Annotated in this window: 17 protein-coding genes; 4 read left to right on the forward strand and 13 right to left on the reverse strand. The window is 66.9% G+C overall.

The window, feature by feature from the left end; all coding sequences use genetic code 11:
* Positions 1-16: 16 nt before the first annotated feature.
* The 12 genes from ACYVDK_RS11850 to ACYVDK_RS11905 all read right to left on the reverse strand — a co-directional run bounded on the left by ACYVDK_RS11850 (position 17) and on the right by ACYVDK_RS11905 (position 12919).
* Positions 17-490 carry a PTS sugar transporter subunit IIA gene (locus ACYVDK_RS11850; RefSeq protein ID WP_460521939.1) on the reverse strand — a complete coding sequence of 158 codons (474 nt, stop codon included), beginning with the start codon at positions 488-490 and terminating at the stop codon, positions 17-19.
* A 78-nt stretch (positions 491-568) separates the two neighbouring features.
* Positions 569-1723: an adenosine deaminase family protein gene (locus ACYVDK_RS11855; RefSeq protein WP_460521940.1), complete on the reverse strand. Its 1155-nt coding sequence runs from the start codon at positions 1721-1723 to the stop codon at positions 569-571.
* Positions 1720-2670 carry a carbohydrate kinase family protein gene (locus tag ACYVDK_RS11860; RefSeq protein WP_460521942.1) on the reverse strand — a complete coding sequence of 317 codons (951 nt, stop codon included), beginning with the start codon at positions 2668-2670 and terminating at the stop codon, positions 1720-1722. The genes ACYVDK_RS11855 and ACYVDK_RS11860 overlap by 4 nt, the downstream gene beginning before the upstream one ends.
* Positions 2670-3581 carry a pseudouridine-5'-phosphate glycosidase gene (locus ACYVDK_RS11865; RefSeq protein ID WP_460521944.1) on the reverse strand — a complete coding sequence of 304 codons (912 nt, stop codon included), beginning with the start codon at positions 3579-3581 and terminating at the stop codon, positions 2670-2672. The genes ACYVDK_RS11860 and ACYVDK_RS11865 overlap by 1 nt, the downstream gene beginning before the upstream one ends.
* A gap of 65 nt (positions 3582-3646) precedes the next feature.
* Positions 3647-4963 carry a thymidine phosphorylase gene (locus ACYVDK_RS11870; protein ID WP_460521946.1) on the reverse strand — a complete coding sequence of 439 codons (1317 nt, stop codon included), beginning with the start codon at positions 4961-4963 and terminating at the stop codon, positions 3647-3649.
* The gene (locus ACYVDK_RS11875; RefSeq protein ID WP_460521948.1) at positions 4923-5348 is read right to left on the reverse strand and encodes a cytidine deaminase; all 426 of its coding nucleotides are present in this window, start codon (positions 5346-5348) and stop codon (positions 4923-4925) included. The genes ACYVDK_RS11870 and ACYVDK_RS11875 overlap by 41 nt, the downstream gene beginning before the upstream one ends.
* A gap of 37 nt (positions 5349-5385) precedes the next feature.
* Positions 5386-6669 carry an ABC transporter permease gene (locus ACYVDK_RS11880; RefSeq protein ID WP_460521950.1) on the reverse strand — a complete coding sequence of 428 codons (1284 nt, stop codon included), beginning with the start codon at positions 6667-6669 and terminating at the stop codon, positions 5386-5388.
* On the reverse strand, positions 6666-7982 hold the full coding sequence (locus ACYVDK_RS11885) for an ABC transporter permease (protein WP_460521952.1): 1317 nt from the start codon (positions 7980-7982) through the stop codon (positions 6666-6668). Before ACYVDK_RS11885 ends, ACYVDK_RS11880 begins: the two co-directional genes overlap by 4 nt.
* Positions 7979-9499 carry an ABC transporter ATP-binding protein gene (locus tag ACYVDK_RS11890; protein WP_460521954.1) on the reverse strand — a complete coding sequence of 507 codons (1521 nt, stop codon included), beginning with the start codon at positions 9497-9499 and terminating at the stop codon, positions 7979-7981. The genes ACYVDK_RS11885 and ACYVDK_RS11890 overlap by 4 nt, the downstream gene beginning before the upstream one ends.
* A 120-nt stretch (positions 9500-9619) precedes the next feature.
* A complete protein-coding gene (locus ACYVDK_RS11895) occupies positions 9620-10705 on the reverse strand; it encodes a BMP family lipoprotein (RefSeq protein ID WP_460521956.1) in 1086 nt (361 codons plus the stop codon).
* 276 nt (positions 10706-10981) lie between these two features.
* Positions 10982-12100, reverse strand: a complete 1119-nt coding sequence (locus ACYVDK_RS11900; protein WP_460521958.1) for a mannose-1-phosphate guanylyltransferase — start codon at positions 12098-12100, stop codon at positions 10982-10984.
* Between the two features lie 30 nt (positions 12101-12130).
* Positions 12131-12919, reverse strand: a complete 789-nt coding sequence (locus ACYVDK_RS11905) for an LLM class oxidoreductase (protein ID WP_460521960.1) — start codon at positions 12917-12919, stop codon at positions 12131-12133.
* Positions 12920-13211: 292 nt separating this feature from the next.
* On the opposite strand from ACYVDK_RS11905, the gene sdhC reads away from it, so the two are divergent.
* From sdhC to ACYVDK_RS11925, 4 genes are read left to right on the forward strand one after another with little or no spacing between them, the layout of a single operon-like run.
* Positions 13212-13634: a succinate dehydrogenase, cytochrome b556 subunit gene (gene sdhC / locus ACYVDK_RS11910; RefSeq protein ID WP_460521962.1), complete on the forward strand. Its 423-nt coding sequence runs from the start codon at positions 13212-13214 to the stop codon at positions 13632-13634.
* Positions 13631-14083, forward strand: coding sequence for a succinate dehydrogenase hydrophobic membrane anchor subunit (locus tag ACYVDK_RS11915; RefSeq protein ID WP_460521964.1), 453 nt, complete (start codon positions 13631-13633; stop codon positions 14081-14083). The genes sdhC and ACYVDK_RS11915 overlap by 4 nt, the downstream gene beginning before the upstream one ends.
* Before the next feature lie 46 nt (positions 14084-14129).
* Positions 14130-15932, forward strand: coding sequence for a succinate dehydrogenase flavoprotein subunit (sdhA, locus tag ACYVDK_RS11920; protein WP_460521966.1), 1803 nt, complete (start codon positions 14130-14132; stop codon positions 15930-15932).
* A complete protein-coding gene (locus tag ACYVDK_RS11925) occupies positions 15932-16714 on the forward strand; it encodes a succinate dehydrogenase iron-sulfur subunit (RefSeq protein ID WP_460521968.1) in 783 nt (260 codons plus the stop codon). The genes sdhA and ACYVDK_RS11925 overlap by 1 nt, the downstream gene beginning before the upstream one ends.
* A 196-nt stretch (positions 16715-16910) precedes the next feature.
* Here ACYVDK_RS11925 and ACYVDK_RS11930 read toward each other — a convergent pair whose 3' ends face one another.
* Complete coding sequence (locus ACYVDK_RS11930) at positions 16911-18215, reverse strand: putative GNAT family N-acetyltransferase (protein WP_460521970.1); 1305 nt, start codon at positions 18213-18215, stop codon at positions 16911-16913.
* Between the last annotated feature and the right edge of the window lie 230 nt (positions 18216-18445).

Here is an 18445-nt window from a genome sequence, read left to right on the forward strand (position 1 = left end):
CAGCGGACGAACGGACTCAACGAACAACAGAGATGTCGCGCGGCAGATCGGATGCGCCGATCACCCGCCATACGTCGTCTGCGCTCGTCGCAGTCGCCAGCGCGGGAATCGCCTGCGGATCGTTGAACACGTTGGCGAGTTCCGCAACGGAGTGCACGTGGGCGTCCGGGGTCTCCACAGCCAGTCCGACGACCACGCTGACCGGGTCGTTATGCGGATGCCCGAACGCCACCGGAGTCGCGAGCGTGACGACCGAGAGACCGTCGGCGAGCACATCCGGCCCGGGTCGCGCGTGCGCGAGGGCGAGGCCGGGGGCGATCACGATGTAGGCGCCGAACTCGTCGATGACCTGGATCATGCGCTCGGTGTAGCTGTCGCGCGTGGCCCCGGAACGGCGCAGCGCGTTCCCCGCGAACCGCACGGCGGTGCGCCAGTCCGCTGCCTGCACACCGAGGTCGATGGCAGAGTCGGGCAGCGGCGGAAGCGACATGGTCACAAGCGTATCGCGACCCTCCGTCAGGGCCGGCTGTGTGCGGCCGTGCCCGGCTGCAAGGACGCTGTGACTTTTCTACGCTGCGTCGAATCCGGTGGAGATCGCCTCTGCGATGTCCTCCCTGTCCTCCAACGGCAGGAACGACGACCGCGCCGCGTTGAGCTGGAACGTCTCCAGATCATCAAGGTCGTAGCCGAAGGCATCCGCCAGTATCGCCAGTTCGCGACTGAGTGTGGTGTGACTCATCAGCCGGTTGTCGGTGTTGACCGTCACCCGGAACCCGAGTTGATAGAGGAGGTCGAACGGGTGGTCGATGAGCTCGTCGCCCCACGCCGCGATCGCGCCGGTCTGCAGGTTGGACGACGGACTCAGCTCCAGTGCGATCTCGCGGTCCTTCACCCACTGAGACAGCCGTCCGAGCGAGACGTAGATGTTCTCGTCGTCCTGTCGTTCGATCGTGATGTCTTCCGCGAGCCGAACGCCGTGACCGAGTCGCAGGGCCCGGCCGTCGATCAGAGCGCTCTGGATGCTCGCCGGCCCGTCCGCCTCCCCCGCATGCACCGTCGCCGGAAAGTACTGTTCGGCGAGGTAGTCGAACGCGACCCGGTGGTTGCTCGGCGGAAACCCGGCCTCGGCGCCTGCGATGTCGAAGCCGACGACGCCGGCATCCCGATGCCGCACCGCCAACTGCGCGATCTCCAGAGCACGATCGGCGTGACGCATCGCCGTCACGAGCTGGCCGACGCGGATGCTCGCACCCGAGGCGCGCACATCCGCCACGCCCTGCTCCAGGCCGCCCTGCACCGCCTCGACGGTCTGATCGAGGCTGAGGCCACGGCCCACGTGCTGCTCGGGCGCCCAGCGAACTTCGCCGTAGACGACACCGTCGGCGGCGAGGTCGAGCACGAACTCGCGCGCGACGCGAGCGAGTCCGTCCCTGGTCTGCATCACCGCTGTCGTGACATCGAACGTCTTCAGGTACTCGACGAGCGAGCCGGAGTCCGACTGCCGGGCGAACCAGGCGCCGAGAGCGTCGGCATCCGTCTCCGGAAGATCCAGGCCGATGTCGTCGGCGAGTTCGACGATGGTCTGCGGACGTAGGCCGCCGTCGAGGTGATCGTGCAACGACACCTTGGGAAGGATGCGCACATCGACCCCGTCGACGACATAGCGGGCGGTGTTCGACGGCTCCGCGTTGCTTGCGGCCGTGCGGGCGGACTCTGCGCTCATTGCTCCAGATTAGCCAGCCCGGGCGTCGGATCGGTCTCGTGGCGGGCGTCCGGTATCGTCGGTCGACCACCGGGCTGCGCCAGCGAACGCGCGGCGCACTCGAATCCGTGCCTGGCGGCGTCGATGAGCCCGGCACCGCCGAGCCATGCGGCAAGGAAACCTGCGTCGAACGAGTCACCCGCACCCGTCGGATCGAACGCGTGCACGGCATCCACCGGCACGAGCGTCGGAGATCCGCCGTTCTGCACGACCACTGCACCGTCTGCACCCATCGTGGTGACGACGAGCGGAAACGCATCGCCGAGCCATTGGGTCGCAGCGACCGGGTCGTCGACCCCTGACAAGGCGATCGCCTCGTCGGCGTTGGGCAGCAGAATCGTCGCACCGCCAATGGCGGCCAGAAACGTGTTTCGGCCATGGTCGCGGATGAAGCCGGCCGATCCGGGATCCACGCTGACTGGCACTCCGAGCCTGTTCGCCCTCGAGATCAGCCCGGCGAACGTGTCGCCGTCACCGGCTCGATTCAGCACGGAGTACCCGCTCAGGTGCAGCAAGGCAGCATCGTTCAGCGCGGACGGGGGAACGTCGGATGCCGTGAGCATCGCGTTCGCTCCGCGTTCGGTCAACATCGTGCGGCTCTCCCCCTCGACCAGAATCACGATGGTTCCCGTCGGCTCGGTGTCGCTGACCGCCAGAAGCGGGCGAACGCCGAACCGTTCGAGTTCTGCGCCATGCCGCGCCACGTCATCCGCACCGACGCATCCGACGAAGTCGACCGCCGCACCCTCCGCGCCGAGCCACGCCGCCACGTTCGCGCCGGACCCGCCGGGCCGGGAACGGATCTCCGCCGCCGTGTCGGTGTCGGTGCGCACGCGGGCCAGTGGTCGCACGATCACATCGTCGATGACATCCCCGCAGACGAGCACGCGGCCGGATGCTGTGCGCATCAGGCGCTCCGGGCCGCCCATGCACCCGCGACCTCCGCTGCGACGGCCACGTTGTTCCGCACGATGTCGAGATTGACCTCGAGACTGCGCCCACCCGATGCCTCGACGATGTACTGAAGCAGGAAGGGCGTTACCGCCTTGCCGTGCACACCTGCGGCATCCGCGGCCGCCAGTGCTTCGTCGAGCACCCTGTCGTGCTCGACCGGATCCCACTGCTGGTGCTGCGGCACCGGGTTGGCGAGCAGAATGCCCTGTCCGTGCCCGAGGCGATCCTGTGCTGCCATCACGGCCGCCACCTCTGCAGCGCTCTCGACCCGCCAATCCAGCGGATGCCCCGACGACGTGAGCCAGAAGCTCGGAAAGTCCGAGGTGCGGTAACCGAGCACGGGCACGCTGAGTGTCTCGAGCCGCTCGAGCGTCGCAGGGATGTCGAGCACGGACTTCACGCCGGCGCACACGACGGTGACAGGGGCGATCGCCAGCGCACCGAGGTCGGCGGACTCGTCGAACGTGCGTGAGGCGCCACGATGCACCCCGCCCAGGCCACCGGTCGCGAACACCCGCACACCGGCCTTCGCGGCGAGGTACGCGGTCGCAGCCACCGTCGTCGCCCCGCTGACCCGCTTGGCTGCCAGTATCGGCAGATCGCGCACGCTGGCCTTGGCGAGGTCGTCTTCGGCGACCCGGCGAAGACCCTCTTCGTCGAGGCCGACCTGGGGAACACCGTCGAGCACCGCGATCGTCGCCGGGGTGACGCCGCGCTCGCGCAGCATCGCCTCGAATTCACGCGCGGCCTCCCGATTTCGCGGCCGGGGCAGGCCGTGCGAGATGATCGTCGACTCGAGGGCCACGACGGGACGGTGCTCGTCGAGTGCCTTCGTCACTGCGTCGGAGACGAGAATGTCTGACATCGATTCTTCCTTTGCTCGGCGGTGGATGTTCGATCGGGCGACGCCGGTGGCGGGCACGTACCGGTTCAGCCGATCCGCTCGACCACGAGCGGGCCGCGTTCCGGTGCCGTCTCCGCGATGTCCCAGCCGCCGTCGAGCGCCTCGAGCGCGCGCTCGAACCTCATCGGGTCGTCAGTGCCGAGGGTGAACAGCGGGTCGCCCTCGAACACCCGGTCGCCGACCTGCGCATGAAGATCGATGCCCGCGGCGTGCAGCACCGGATCCTGCGCTCTGGCGCGTCCTGCACCCAGCCGCCAGGCGGCAACGCCGAACGCGAGCGCATCCTGTCGCGCCACGACACCAGACCGCCGCGCCGTGACGGTGTGCGTCTCCTTGGGGTGCGGCAGCGGGGCATCAGGATCGCCGTCCTGCGCGCGGATGATCGCACGCCAGGAATCCATCGCGCGACCGGAAGTCAGTGCCGCCTCCACGTCTGCATCAGGCTGTCCGACGAGGCGCAGCATCTCACGGGCAAGCGCCAGCGTGAGTTCCACGACATCGGCAGGACCGCCGCCGGCCAGCACCTCGACCGACTCCCGTACCTCGTTGGCATTGCCGATCGCCCGGCCCAGCGGTGCGTTCATGTCCGTGAGCAGCGCGGACGTGACGACGCCGGCATCCTGCCCGAGCTCCACCATCGTGCGGGCCAGTTCGCGCGCCTTGTCGAGGTCGCGCATGAAGGCGCCGGCACCGAACTTGACATCGAGCACGAGCGAGCCTGTGCCCTCCGCGATCTTCTTGCTCATGATCGACGAGGCGATGAGCGGGATGGCTTCGACCGTCCCGGTGATGTCGCGCAGCGCGTACAGCTTCTTGTCCGCGGGTGCCAGGCCGGCGCCGGCCGCGCAGATCGCGCCGCCGACGTCGCGCAACTGACCGATGAGCTCTTCGTTGCCGAGGGATGCCCGCCACCCCGAGATGCTCTCCAGCTTGTCGAGCGTGCCGCCGGTGTGCCCGAGGCCGCGCCCGGACAGCTGCGGAACGGCGACGCCGAAGCAGGCCACGAGCGGCACCAGCGGAAGCGTGATCTTGTCGCCGACCCCACCGGTGGAGTGCTTGTCAACGGTCGGCTTGCCGAGGTGCGCGAAGCTCATCCGCTCGCCGCTGGCGATCATGGCCAGCGTCAGGTCGCGGATCTCGCGCCGCGACATCCCGTTCAGCAACACGGCCATCGCCCACGCGGACATCTGCTCGTCGGCGACGTAGCCACGGGTGTACGCATCCACCAGCCAGTCGATCGCGGCGGTGGAGAGCTCGCCCCGGTCGCGCTTGGCGCGGATCACGTCGACAGCATCGAACTGCTCAGCCACGGAACTCCTCGAGGTCTCGGCGTCCGAACGCATCCGGGATCACCTCGTCGATCGAGCGGATGCCCGACACGGTCTCCAGAAGCATGCCGGGCACCGAGTGCTCGTACAGCAGCTGGCGGCAGCGTCCGCACGGCATGATGACCTCGCCATCGCCGTTCACGCACGTGAAGGCGACGAGCTGGCCGCCGCCGGTCATGTGGAGCATGGAGACCAGCGAGCATTCGGCACAGAGCGTGAGCCCGTAGCTGGCGTTCTCCACGTTGCAGCCGGAAACCATGCGGCCGTCCGTGGCGAGCGCCGCCGCTCCCACCGGGAAGCGCGAGTAGGGAACATATGCCCTTCTCATGGCTTCTTCGGCTTCGAGGCGAAGCGCATCCCAATCGACGTCGCCGGAGAAGGGCGTCGTATCGTCACTCATCGCTGCGCCACTCCCGGTGTTCTCGCGGCCTCACCGCTCACGACTTGATGTAGGGCTTGCCGGATGCCGCCGGCCCACGCACGTATCCCACGAACCCGGCGACCGCGAGAATCGTCACGACATACGGGAGCATCAGCATGAGCTGGCTCGGCACCGGCGATCCGACGATGCCGAGCACCGATTGCAGGTCGCTGGCGAAGCCGAAGAGCAACGCGGCGAAGGTGGCGGTCAGCGGATTCCATCGGCCGAAGATGACGGCGGCCAGGGCGATGTATCCCGCGCCGCTGGTCACGTCTTCGGTGAAGGCGCCCACCGAGCCCAGCGTGAAATAGGCTCCGCCGAGTCCGACGATCGCTCCGGCCAGCGAGACGTTCCAGAACCGGGTGCCGTTCACGTTGATTCCGACCGTGTCTGCGGCTTGCGGATGCTCGCCGACGGACCGCAGACGCAGCCCCCACCGAGTGAAGAACAGGCCGAAGAAGACCGCAGCCACAGCGACGTACATCAGGTAGACGATGATCGTCTGGTTGAACAGCACGGGACCGATCACCGGGATCGCCGAAAGCCCGGGGATCGCAATGGTCGGCAGCTGCGCCGGAGAGTTCAGTGCCGCGGCGTCGTGGGTGAGCGATGTCGAGTACAGAAAGTTCGTCAGCCCGAGAACGAGGCCGTTGAGCACGACGCCGACGATCACCTGGTCGACGAAGTACTTGATCGAGAAGGCCGCGAGCACGAACGAGACCAGCATGCCCGCCACCATCGCCGCGACGAGGCCGGCGATGACCGAGCGAGTGGTCGACGCCACGACGGCCGACACGAACGCGCCCGCCAAAAGCTGGCCCTCGATCGCGATGTTGACAACGCCTGAGCGCTCGGAGATCACGCCGCCGAGGGCGCCGAAGATGAGCGGCACGCTCAGCGCCAGCGAGCCGGCCAACAGCCCGGTGATGGGGAGGGTATGGCCGACCGTGGCCCAGGCGAGGAATCCCACCACCAATATGAAGGCGTCAATCGCCACGTACCAGCCGGGAGTCTTGCGGCGGGCCCGAACGAAGAGCGCTGACCCGATCGCCATCAGGACTGCGACCACGGACGCGAAGACGCCGAACGCGCGAGCGTCGATCGGAGGCTTCGGAAGCGAGATGACATCGGTCTTGTCGGAGGCGAAACCGAACGTGGAGACGCCGCTGCGTCCGAAGATGATGAACAGCACTATCGCCAGCACCGCGAAGATGGCCAGCGTGATGGGCGTCTTCCAATCCCGCAGGCGCAGGTCGGGGAGGGCGACCGGCTCAGCGGTGGTCGCCTCGACTGTGGTCATTCGACAATCGCCTCCTTGCGACGTGGGGTGCGTGGTCCCCTCCGCTTTCGCGGCGTGCCCGGCGTGGGGAGCCGGAAGATGGAACGCACCAGCGGCGGCGCGGCGATGAAGAGCACGATGATGGCCTGCAGCACGGCGACGATGTCGATGTCGATGCCCTGCGCCGCCTGCATGGTGTAGCCGCCTGCCTGGAAGACGCCGAAGAGGATGCCCGCCCAGAAGATTCCCCACGGCTTGTTGCGGCCGAGCAGCGCCACCGTGATCGCGTTGAATCCGATGCCGGCGTCGAACGCGTTCGCGAAGCCGGTCGTCGTCTGCCCGAGCACCTGATATGCGCCGGCGAAGCCCACGAACGCACCCGAGACGAGCATCGTGTAGACGATGACGCGCTTGACGCTGATGCCGGCGACCAGAGCTGCCTTCGGGTTCTCGCCGACCGCGCGGAACCTGAATCCGAGGCTCGATCTGCTCATCAGCCACCAGGCCAGAACGGTCAGTGCGATGACCACGATGAAGCCGAGATTGAGCTGTGTCCCGAACAGCTGGGGGAACACCGCGGACGGCGACTCCGCCGGGCTGATCGGGTTGTTGGAACCCTTCGCCTTCAGCACGTTCGTGAGCAGGTAGCTCAGGCCGTAGAACGCGATGTAGTTGAGCATGATCGTCACGATCACCTCATGCGCTCCAGTGGTCGCCTTCAGCACGCCGGCGATCCCGGCGAAGATCGCGCCGCCGACCAGGCCGCCGATGACGGCGACGATGAGGTGGAGGCCAGGGGGCAGGGGCAGTGAATACCCGAGCCATCCGGCCAGGGCGCCGCCGACGAGCATCTGCCCCTGTCCGCCGATGTTGAACACACCGGCACGGAACCCGATGCCGATGCCGAGTCCGGCTGCGATCAACGGGGTCGCGAAGCCGAGGCTCGTGATCAGCGGTTTGACGGCATCCAGGAAGGTGTACTGGCTGAAGTCGATGACACCGCCCTGGAAGAGCGACGTGTATGCGCCGCCGACGGCGTTGCCGATCGCCACGAACGTGTCGCCTGGGCGGGAGAAGAAGTAGCCCATCGCCGTCAGGACCTGCTGGTTCGTCAGGGCGATCAGGATGGCGCCGACGATCAGCGAGGCGACGATCGCGAGCACGGTGATGGCTGCGCTGCCGCCCGTGATCTCGCGCAGGATGCGACTTCCGCGCGGTTCCTTCTCTGCGGCATCCGGCGCGCGCTGCTCCTCAGGCACCTGATCGAGCTCGACGGCCGAGTCGATGTCGGTGCCGGTCTCACCGACGGCGGGCGTCCCGCTCTCCAGGCTCATGCTGCGAGCTCCACTCCCGGCGGGAGCTCGCCCGCCATCATCAGGCCCAGAGCCTCCCTGGCCGTGTCGCCGGGAACGATCCCGACAATGACCCCCCTGTACATCACGGCGATGCGGTCGGCCAGCGCCGCAACCTCGTCGAGCTCGGTGGAGACCACGACCACGGGCACTCCAGCGTCCCTGGTCGCGACGATCCGCTCGTGGATGAACTCGATAGAACCCACGTCGAGGCCTCGTGTGGGCTGTGCGGCCACGAACAGCTTGAGATCGCGGCTCAACTCGCGCGCCAGCACCACCTTCTGCTGATTGCCGCCGGAAAGGCGACCGACAGGGGTGTTGACACCCTGAGCCCGCACGTCGAACTCGCGGATCTTCGCCGCCGCGAAGTCACGGAGATAGGAGAGCTGAAGCGTCCCGGCCTTCACGAACGGCCGATGGTCCGAACGGTCGAGCATGAGGTTCTCCGCGATGCTGAACTCTCCGACCAGGCCATCCTCCTGACGATCCTCAGGGATGAACCCGGTGCCGGAGTCGAGAACCTGGCGCACGCTCATGCCGAGCAGATCCCGGCCGTTCAGCGTGACGGCGCCGGTCACGTTGGACTGCAGGCCGAGCAACGCCTCGGTCAACTCGGTCTGGCCGTTGCCCTGTACTCCGGCGATCGCCAGGATCTCGCCTGCGCGCACCTGAAAGCTCACGTTCTGCACGACGGCCTGGCCACGCGCATCGATCACGGTGAGGTCGTCGACCGTCAAGGCCGCCGGCCCGGGCTCGGGCGGCCCCTTCGCCACGGTCAGCTCCACCGCCCTGCCCACCATCATCGACGCCATCTCGGCGTTGCTCGCATGGGGTTCGACCTCGCCGACCACCTTGCCAAGGCGAACCACGGTGATGCGGTCGGCGACCTCGCGGACCTCGCGCAGCTTGTGCGTGATGAAGACGATCGCAGCGCCGGCCGCCTTGAGCTGTTGCATGATCTGCATCAGCTCGTCGGTCTCCTGAGGGGTGAGCACTGCCGTCGGCTCGTCGAAGACGAGTACTTCAGCATCGCGGGAGAGCGCCTTGACGATCTCCACCCGCTGCTGCACGCCGACAGGCAGGTCTTCGATCACGGCATCCGGGTCGATGTCGAAGCCGAAGCGCGCCGCGATCTCGCGTACCTTGGCCCTGGCCGCCGGCAGGTCGAGTCGACCGCCGAAGCGGGTCTGCTCGTGGCCGAGCATGAGATTCTCGGCGACGGTGAACACCGGGACGAGCATGAAGTGCTGGTGCACCATGCCGATTCCGGCGCGCATCGCGTCGCCGGGGCCCTGGAAGTGCTGCACGACGTCGTCGATGAGAATCTCGCCGTCATCGGCTTGGAGCAGGCCGTAGAGCACGTTCATCAGCGTGGACTTGCCCGCGCCGTTCTCGCCCAGCAGGCAATGGATCTCCCCGGGCTCGACGACGAGGTCGATGTGATCGTTGGCGACCAGGGGACCGAAGCGCTTCGTGATGCCGCGCAACTCGAGCTTCATGGAACTCACTCTAGAAAGGAGGGCCGCCTACGGACAGAACCACGTATACGGGTGGCCGGGCGGTGGTACGCCCGACCACCCGCCGCGTGAGAACAGCCGAGCGGGAGTCGGTCAGTCGGGTCAGCCTGCCGCGAACGCGGACGGCGAGGCCACCTTGATCGATCCATCGATGATGCCGGACTTGATCGTGGCGATCTTCGACGACAGGTCGCTGGGCACCTTCGACGCGAAGTCGTGGAACGGGGCGAGTCCAACGCCGTTGTTCTTGAGCGTTCCGACGTACTGCGTGTTGTCGAACTTCGTCTTGGACGCAGCCTGCTCGACGACTGTCGCCACCGTCGGCTGGATGTTCTTCAAGATCGACGTGAGCATCAGGTCCTGATACCCGTTGGTGTCGGTCAGGAACACGTCGGCGTCGACGCCCTCGAGCACGGCGCTGTTGCCCGCCGAGCGGATCGCGGCGCCGGCGCCCTGGTAGAGCGAACCCGCGACCGGCACGATCACATCGGCCTTCTGGTCGATGAAGTTCGTCGCGATCGTCTTCGAGGCGTTCTGGTCGGTGAAGTTGCCGACGAACGTGCCCTTCTGGGTCGTCTCGTCCCAGCCGAGCACCTGCACGTTCTTGCCGTTCTGCTTGTTGAAGTACTGCACGCCGTCGTAGAAGCCGTCCATGTAGATCGTCACGCTGGGCAGCTCCTGGCCGCCGTAGGTGGCGACCACGCCGGACTTGCTGTAGGCCGCGGCCACGTAGCCACCGAGGAACGCGGACTCGTTCGTGTTGTAGACGACGGGCTTGACGTTCGGCAGCTTGATCGAATTGTCGTCGATCATGGCGAAGTCGGTCTTCGTGTTCGCCGTCGCCGCGGACTTCACGGTCGCGACGAGGTTGAAGCCGCTGGCCACGATGATGTTGCACTTCTCGCTGATCAGCTGGTTGACGTTCGGGGTGTAGTCGCTGGCCGTCTTCGACTGCACCTGCTTGTAGCTGGAGCCGAGCTTCTTCGCCGCCTGCTGCACGCCCTGCAGTCCGAGCTGGTTGAACGAGTGGTCGTTGAACCCGCCCGAGTCGGAGACGATGCAGGGCAGGTACTTGCTCGCTGCCGCCGTGTTGCTGGAACTCGGTGCCTGCCCGCAGGCCGCGAGCAACGTGATCACACTGGCAGCCGCGAGGCCGGCGAGCGTCACCTTCCGTACTGAGACTGTCACGTTCTTCCTCCGTCGGTGGATTCGGGCCTCGCGATCTCGCGAGTCGTGGAGACGTTACCGAACGTTACGAACACCATTGTCAGCCGTATGAGGTTCTTCACATCGCCGTTACCATCTTGTTTCATTTGAGCATCCGGCGGTAGCGCACTGCTCAAAAGTGCAGCTCTGGAGTGGCCCCCGTTGACGTGACACCGCCATCGCCGACACGCGCACGCGAGACACCGCCGAGCGTCATCCGACACTCGGCGGTGCAGAAGCACAGCGCTCGGGCGGGCCTCAGAGCACCTCGGTCGAGCCGGTCAGGCGCAGCGCCTCGACCACCGACTTCACGCGTTGCGCGTTCTCACTGGTCGTCACCAGCAGGGCATCCGGGGTGTCGACGACGATCACGTTCTGGATGCCGATCAGGCTGATCACCCGACCGGTCTGGCTGACGACGATGCCGCTGGAGGCATCCGAGAGCACGCGGGCGTTCTCGCCGAGGATGGCCAGGTCGGTCGCCCGACCGCCGTTGTTCAACTTGGCGAGCGAGGCGAAGTCACCGACGTCGTCCCACGAGAAGTGGCCGGGAATGACGGCGAGCTTGCCCACCGCCGCCGCCGGCTCGGCGACGGAGTAGTCGATCGCCACCTTCGTCAGTGTCGGCCAGATGCGGTCGACGGCCGGCCCGCGGGCAGCCGGGTCGTCCCACGCCTCGGCGAGTTCGAGCAGCCCGGCCAGGAGCTCCGGCTGCGAGGTGCCGATCTGTTCGAGCAGCGCCGACGCCTTCGCGATGAACATGCTCGCGTTCCAGAGGTAGTCGCCGCTCTTCAGGTACTTCGTGGCATTCGTGAGATTCGGCTTCTCGACGAAGGAGTGCACTTGCCGCGCTGAGGTGGCGCCTTCGATCTCGAGCGGATCGCCGACGTGGATGTACCCGAAGCCGATCGCGGGCTCGGTCGGCGTGATGCCGATGGTCGTGATGTACCCGGCGCGGGCCGCCGCGACCGCCTCGATGACAGCGGCTCGGAACAGCGGCTCGTTGCCGATCACATGATCCGCGGCGAACGAGCCGACGATCACGCCTGGCTCACGGCGCTCCAGGATGGCCGCAGCAAGCCCGATGGCCGCCGTGTTCTCGCGCGGCTCGCTCTCCAGCACGACGTTCCCGTCGGCCAGCGCGGGTATCTGGTCCTCGACCGCAGCACGGTGCGCCCGGCCGGTGACGACCATGACGCGTTGCGCTCCGCTCAACGGCGCAAGTCGGTCCCAGGTGGCTCGCAGCAGTGTCGATCCCGATCCGGTGAGGTCGTGCAGGAACTTCGGCGCGTCGGCGCGGGAGAGCGGCCAGAGCCGTGACCCGACACCGCCGGCGGGAATGATGCAGTAGAAGTCCTGCAGGGGCAGCGCGCTCATGCCTCTCAGGATAGGTGCGCGGCCGATCGGTCAGCCGAGCAGGTCCGCAGCCGTCTCCACGAAGTGGACGTGGTCGTCGACCGTGTCGGTCGGAACGATCACTCGCAGCACGACCTCGTCGACGGCCTCGCGGTAGCGGCCGATGCGGTCGCCGAAGGTGAAGGCATCCATCAGAGTGTCCTGTGCACGGATGCCCAGCCGTTCGAAGTTCGCCGCATACGCCGGGTAGCCGGCGTAGCGACCGGCCTCCTCCGCCAGGCGGCCGTCGGCCGCCGGATCGAGCGCGGTGCGCACGTAGAGAACCACGTGGCATCCCGATGCCCCGTTCGCCGTGGCAAGAGAGTGCGCGGCGGATGCCTGTTCAGCGGCCACATCGGGCGTCAGCCAGCTCAGCAGCACGCCGTCGCCGTGCTCGGCACCGAGCCGTCGCATCTTCGGTCCGAGGGCTCCGACCAGCACGGCGGCCCCCGTTCCCTCGTGGAGTTCGGCGACAGCGGTGTCGACCAGCGCAAGCGCGCCATTTCGCGCGGCGCCGGCGCCGATGCCGAGCACCAGGCGGTCCTCGGGGAGTTCCCGCCGCTTGACCGTGTCGACGACCTCGTCCGGATGCCTGCGGTCCACCGGGACGACGCCGGTCGCGAGCACGAGCCGGCTGGTGGCATCCGCGGCCGCTGTCAGCGCGGCGAGCGAGTCACCGCCAGGGGTGTCATTCACCCACAGCGACCGGAAGCCGCAGCGTTCGACGACGGGTGCGAGCCGCGCCACCGCCTCTGAGCCGAGAGTGCCCGCCACCCCGATGGAGACATCCGCAAGAGCCATGTCTCCCAGCATGCGGCACTGCACGCACCAGGAGTCAGCGATACGCGATCGTTCGGTCGGACGGACAACGAACGATCGGCCGGAACGGAGCTCGCAACTGGTCCGGCGGATCGCGCGTTTTGCGGCGAATCGTGCGCGGGCGACCGACGGCGATATGTCTCGACGTCGAGACAGTTAGGCTGGCCTAAGGAGCGAGGCGCCGGAGGCGGGACGTAAACTGACTGCGCGCCGGATCCGCAGGCATCCATGCCTTCAGAGGCGCTCGAAACGTACTTACCAGGGAGGGTTGTCCGTGTCGGCAGAAACGGCAGACACTCTCGAGCCGACCACTCGTCGGCCCGGGGGAACGCTGTATCGGGGTCGGGAAGGCATGTGGTCGTGGGTGCTGCACCGCATCACCGGCGTGGCCATCTTCTTCTTCCTGCTGGTGCACATCCTCGACTCGGTCGTGCTCAACATCAGCCCCCAGGCCTATAACGCGGTCATCGGCACGTACAAGAACCCGATCATGGGACTCGGTGAGGCCGCGCTCGTGGCGGCCATCGCGTTCCACGCGCTGAACGGCATCCGCATCATCCTGATCGACTTCTGGAGCAAGGGCGCCAAGTACCAGCGGTTCATGTTCTGGACGGTCATCGTGGTGTGGGTCATCCTCATGATCGGCTTCGTGCCCGTTCAACTGCACAATGTCTTCACCGAGGGGGCCGCGTCGTGACCACCATCGAGGCTCCCCGCACCCCCACCCGTCCCGCACGCTCGAGCGGCGTGAACTGGGAGAAGTGGGGATGGGTGTACATGCGCGTCTCCGGCGTGCTGCTCGTCGTGCTCATCTTCGGGCACCTCATCGTCAACCTCGTGCTGGGACAGGGCATCAAGGCGGTCGACTTCGCCTTCGTGGCCGGCAAATGGGCCGACCCGTTCTGGCAGGTCTGGGATGGCCTGATGCTGTGGCTGGCGCTCATTCACGGCGGCAACGGGATGCGCACACTCGTCAACGACTACGCGCGCGGCACGATCGTGAACCGCACGCTGAAGGTGCTGATCCTGCTGGCGGTCATCGTTCTGATCGTGCTGGGCACGTACACGGTGACGGTCTTCAACCCGTGCCCGAGCGGCACGCCCGCCCACCTGCTGCCGCAGTTCTGCTCGACCATCACCAAGTAAGCGTCCGACGGCGCTACGAAGAGAACCGAAAGCTACGGACATCCACGTGACTGAACAGATCGCAGACGGAGCCGTGATCGACGGCGTGCACTACCACCAGTTCGACATCGTCATCGTCGGCGCAGGAGGCGGAGGCATGCGCGCTGCCATCGAGGCGGGCCCGCACGCGAAGACGGCCGTCATCTCCAAGCTCTACCCGACCCGGTCGCACACCGGTGCGGCGCAGGGCGGCATGGCCGCCGCACTGTCGAACGTGGAGGAGGACAACTGGGAGTGGCACACCTACGACACCGTCAAGGGCGGTGATTACCTCGTCGATCAGGATGCCGCGGAGATCCTCGCGAAGGAGGCCATCGACGCGGTCATCGACCTCGAGAACATGGGCCTGCCGTTCAACCGCACGCCCGAAGGCAAGATCGACCAGCGCCGCTTCGGCGGCCACACCCGCGACCACGGAAAGGCCGCCGTGCGCCGCGCGTGCTACGCGGCCGACCGCACCGGGCACATGATCCTGCAGACGCTGTTCCAGAACTGCGTCAAGCTCGGCATCAACTTCTTCAACGAGTTCTATGTGCTCGACCTGATCGTGACCGAGGTCGACGGCACGCGCCGGCCGGCCGGCGTCGTCGCGTACGAGCTCGCCACCGGCGAGCTGCACGTGTTCCAGGGCAAGGCCGTGATCTTCGCGACCGGTGGTTTCGGCAAGATCTACAAGACGACCTCCAATGCGCACACGCTGACCGGCGACGGAGTGGGCATCATCTGGCGCAAGCGTCTGCCACTGGAAGACATGGAGTTCTTCCAGTTCCATCCCACCGGTCTCTACGGTCTGGGCATCCTGCTCACCGAAGGTGCCCGCGGTGAGGGCGCCATTCTGCGCAACGCATCGGGCGAGCGGTTCATGGAGCGCTACGCCCCCACCATCAAAGACCTCGCCCCGCGCGACATCGTGGCTCGCAGCATGGTGCAGGAGGTGCTGGAGGGCCGGGGCGCCGGGCCGCACAAGGACTATGTGCTGCTCGACTGCACGCACCTGGGCGCCGAGGTGCTGGAGACGAAACTGCCCGACATCACCGAGTTCGCCCGAACCTATCTGGGCGTCGACCCGGTCGTCGAGCCGGTTCCGGTCATGCCGACCGCGCACTACGCGATGGGCGGCATCCCCACGAACAACAACGCCGAGGTGCTCGCCGACAACACCACTGTCGTGCCGGGACTGTACGCCGCGGGCGAATGCGCGTGCGTCTCGGTGCACGGATCCAACCGGCTCGGCACGAACTCGCTGCTGGACATCAACGTGTTCGGAAAGCGCAGCGGCCGCAACGCGGTCGAGTACGTCAAAACTGCCGACTTCGTGCCTCTGCCGGACGACCCGGCCGCCGGCGTGCGCGCCATGCTCGAAGAGCTGCGCAACTCCAGTGGAACCGAGCGGATCGGGGCGATCCGCAAAGAGCTGCAGGATCAGATGGACCGAAACGCCCAGGTCTTCCGCACGGATGACACGCTGGCTGCGGTCACCGAGACCATCCACGGGCTCCGCGAGCGCTACCGGAACGTGCAGGTGCAGGACAAGGGCAAGCGGTTCAACACCGACCTGCTCGAAGCTGTGGAGCTCGGATTCCTGCTCGACCTGGCCGAGGTCGTCGTGTTCTCGGCGCGCAACCGCAAGGAGAGCCGCGGCGGTCACATGCGCGACGATTTCCCGAAGCGCGACGACACGAACTACATGAAGCACACCATGGCCTACCTCACCGGCGACCCGCACTCGTCGAACGCGGCAGACCACATCAAGCTCGACTGGAAACCCGTCGTCGTGACGCGCTACCAGCCGATGGAGAGGAAGTATTGATGTCCACCGCCGTCGCGGACGCGCCCGATGCAGCCGAGGCACAGGCATCCGACGCGCCCGATGCGATCAAGTCGTTCATCGTGACATTGATCGTGCGTCGCTTCGACCCCGACGTGGACACCGAGCCGCACTGGCAGGACTTCGACGTCGAGATGTATCCGACCGACCGGGTGCTCGACGCGCTGCACAAGATCAAGTGGGAGCAGGACGGCTCACTCACGTTCCGCCGCTCGTGCGCGCACGGCGTGTGCGGATCGGATGCCATGCGCATCAACGGCCGCAACCGGCTCGCCTGCAAGACATTGATCAAAGACCTCGACGTGCAGAAGCCGATCTACGTCGAGGCCATCAAGGGGCTTCCGCTGGAGAAGGATCTCGTCGTGGATATGGAGCCGTTCTTCGCCTCCTACCGCGAGGTGCAGCCGTTCCTGCAGGCGAGTTCGACTCCGCCTGAGGGCAAGGAGCGCATCCAGTCCGTGGCCGACCGGGCCCGCTTCGACGACACCACCAAGTGCATCCTGTGCGCGGCGTGCACCTCCTCGTGCCCGGTGTTCTGGACCGACGGGCAATACTTCGGGCCGGCAGCCATCGTGAACGCGCACCGGTTCATCTTCGACTCGCGCGACGAAGCCGCACAGGTGCGCCTGGACATCCTGAACGACAAGGAAGGCGTGTGGCGCTGCCGTACGACCTTCAACTGCACGGATGCCTGCCCCCGCGGCATCCAGGTGACGCAGGCGATCGCCGAGGTGAAGCAAGCGATCATGCGCGGAAAGCGCTAGGACCGCGTCGCACGGTGCGCCGGAAAACGCACGATCTGCCGGATCGAAAGGCGGATGTTTTCCGGCGTATCGTTCGCTTTCCGGCTTATCGTGCGGCCCCGGACGACGTCGAACTCAGTACAAGAAGCAGCTCAGCACCAGAAGCAGCTCAGCACCAGAAGCAGCTCAGTGCCAGAAGCAGCTCAGTACCAGAAGCTCAGTACCAGAAGCTCAGTGCGGGTGCCTCATCGGCCCGGAATGCTCCGTCGAAGCGCTCGAGTGCACCAGGGGTGACCTCCTTCACACGACCGGCGTGAGCAAGCGCCGAGGTTCGCCACGCGCCGAGGTAGAGCGCGGAGAGCGTCGACACGTCCATGCTGAGGTCGGGCGCGGCATCCGTCTCCTCGACCTCCGCCGAACCGTCGGACCGAGCGTCGAGCCGGTAGGTGCCCGAGGCGAAGCCGAGGCGGTCCTCGATGCGCAGGGTCAGCCATCCGGGGCGCCCGTAACGTCGCGTCTGAAGAGCCGACTTCACGTCGAGGATGCGCAACCAGTGGTGATCTCGCAGCACGACGGTCGCCGCGCGCTGGTCGCGGATCATCCACAGCACCGGCTCGTCGGCCGTTGCCACCTCGTTCTTCACCGTGCCGACGAGGTCGAGCTCGAGCAGGAAGCGCCAGATCGCCGCGTACGCCTCGTCCGTGGCGGCGCGCAGGTAGCGGATGTCAGCGGTGTTCTTCGTGAAGTCCGCCGCGTTCTCCTTGATCGAATAGACCACGAAGCCCTGCGGCACTCCGTCGGCATCGTCGTAGCGCACCGCTCGTAGCGAAGCGCTCTTCTTGTCGCGATCGCCCAGCACACCGGCGAGGCGGCCCCAGAGGAATTCGTCGAGCGAGAATTCGCCCGGCGTGTTCGCCCGAGCACGTTCGAACACGTCACGACACGTGTCGACGATGGCCTGCAGCGACACGAACGCGAGGCGCCCGGTGGATGTCTGCGGGCGACCCCACCCCGCTCGCTTGGCCTCGATCGCGAGGTCGGCGGTCTGCGTGGCGGGGCCGAATCCATAGCGCTGGTAGATGGTCGCCTCCGACACCGTCAGCGACGCCATAGGCACGCCTGCTGCGGCGGCGGTTCGCAGTTCTCCCTCGAGCATGGCCCTGGCGACGCCTCGCCGACGATGAGTGGGAGCGACAGTGACGGAGCTGATGGCCCAGGACTCCAGCGTTGCGCCGCCGGGCACCGTGAGGTCTCCGACCCATGTCGATACCGTCGCGACCGGCACGTTCGGCTCGGGGATGCCGTCGTCCCAGACCCCGACGATGCGGCGGTGCGCGGTGTGCCTCACGTGCTCGTCGATCGCCTCCGGCTCCGGCCGACGGTCGTGGAAACCGCGGTAGTCTGCTTCGTCCCATGCGGCGAGCTCTTCACGGTTCGTGCCGTCGACGAGTTCGAGGCGAAGGCCCTCTGCGTTCAGGGCGTCGGCGGAGGTGCGGTCAAGGGGCAGCTGCTTGGCGTCCATCGATCCAGACTATTCGGGCGCCGTGTCGGCGCCGTGACGGCCGGCCCGGCTGGGTCTCGGTCAGCGGCCGGGTTTCGACAGGCTCAACCAGCGGGAGACAGGCCCGACCAGCGGGAGGGGTTTCGACAGGCTCAAGCGGCGGGGAGGGCGACATGCTTAAACCTGGATCCACCGATGTGCTCGTGGCCGGTGGATGATTTCGGTTTGGGCGGTTCGTTGTCGTGGGGGCG

Source organism: Humibacter antri (genome assembly GCF_054777235.1).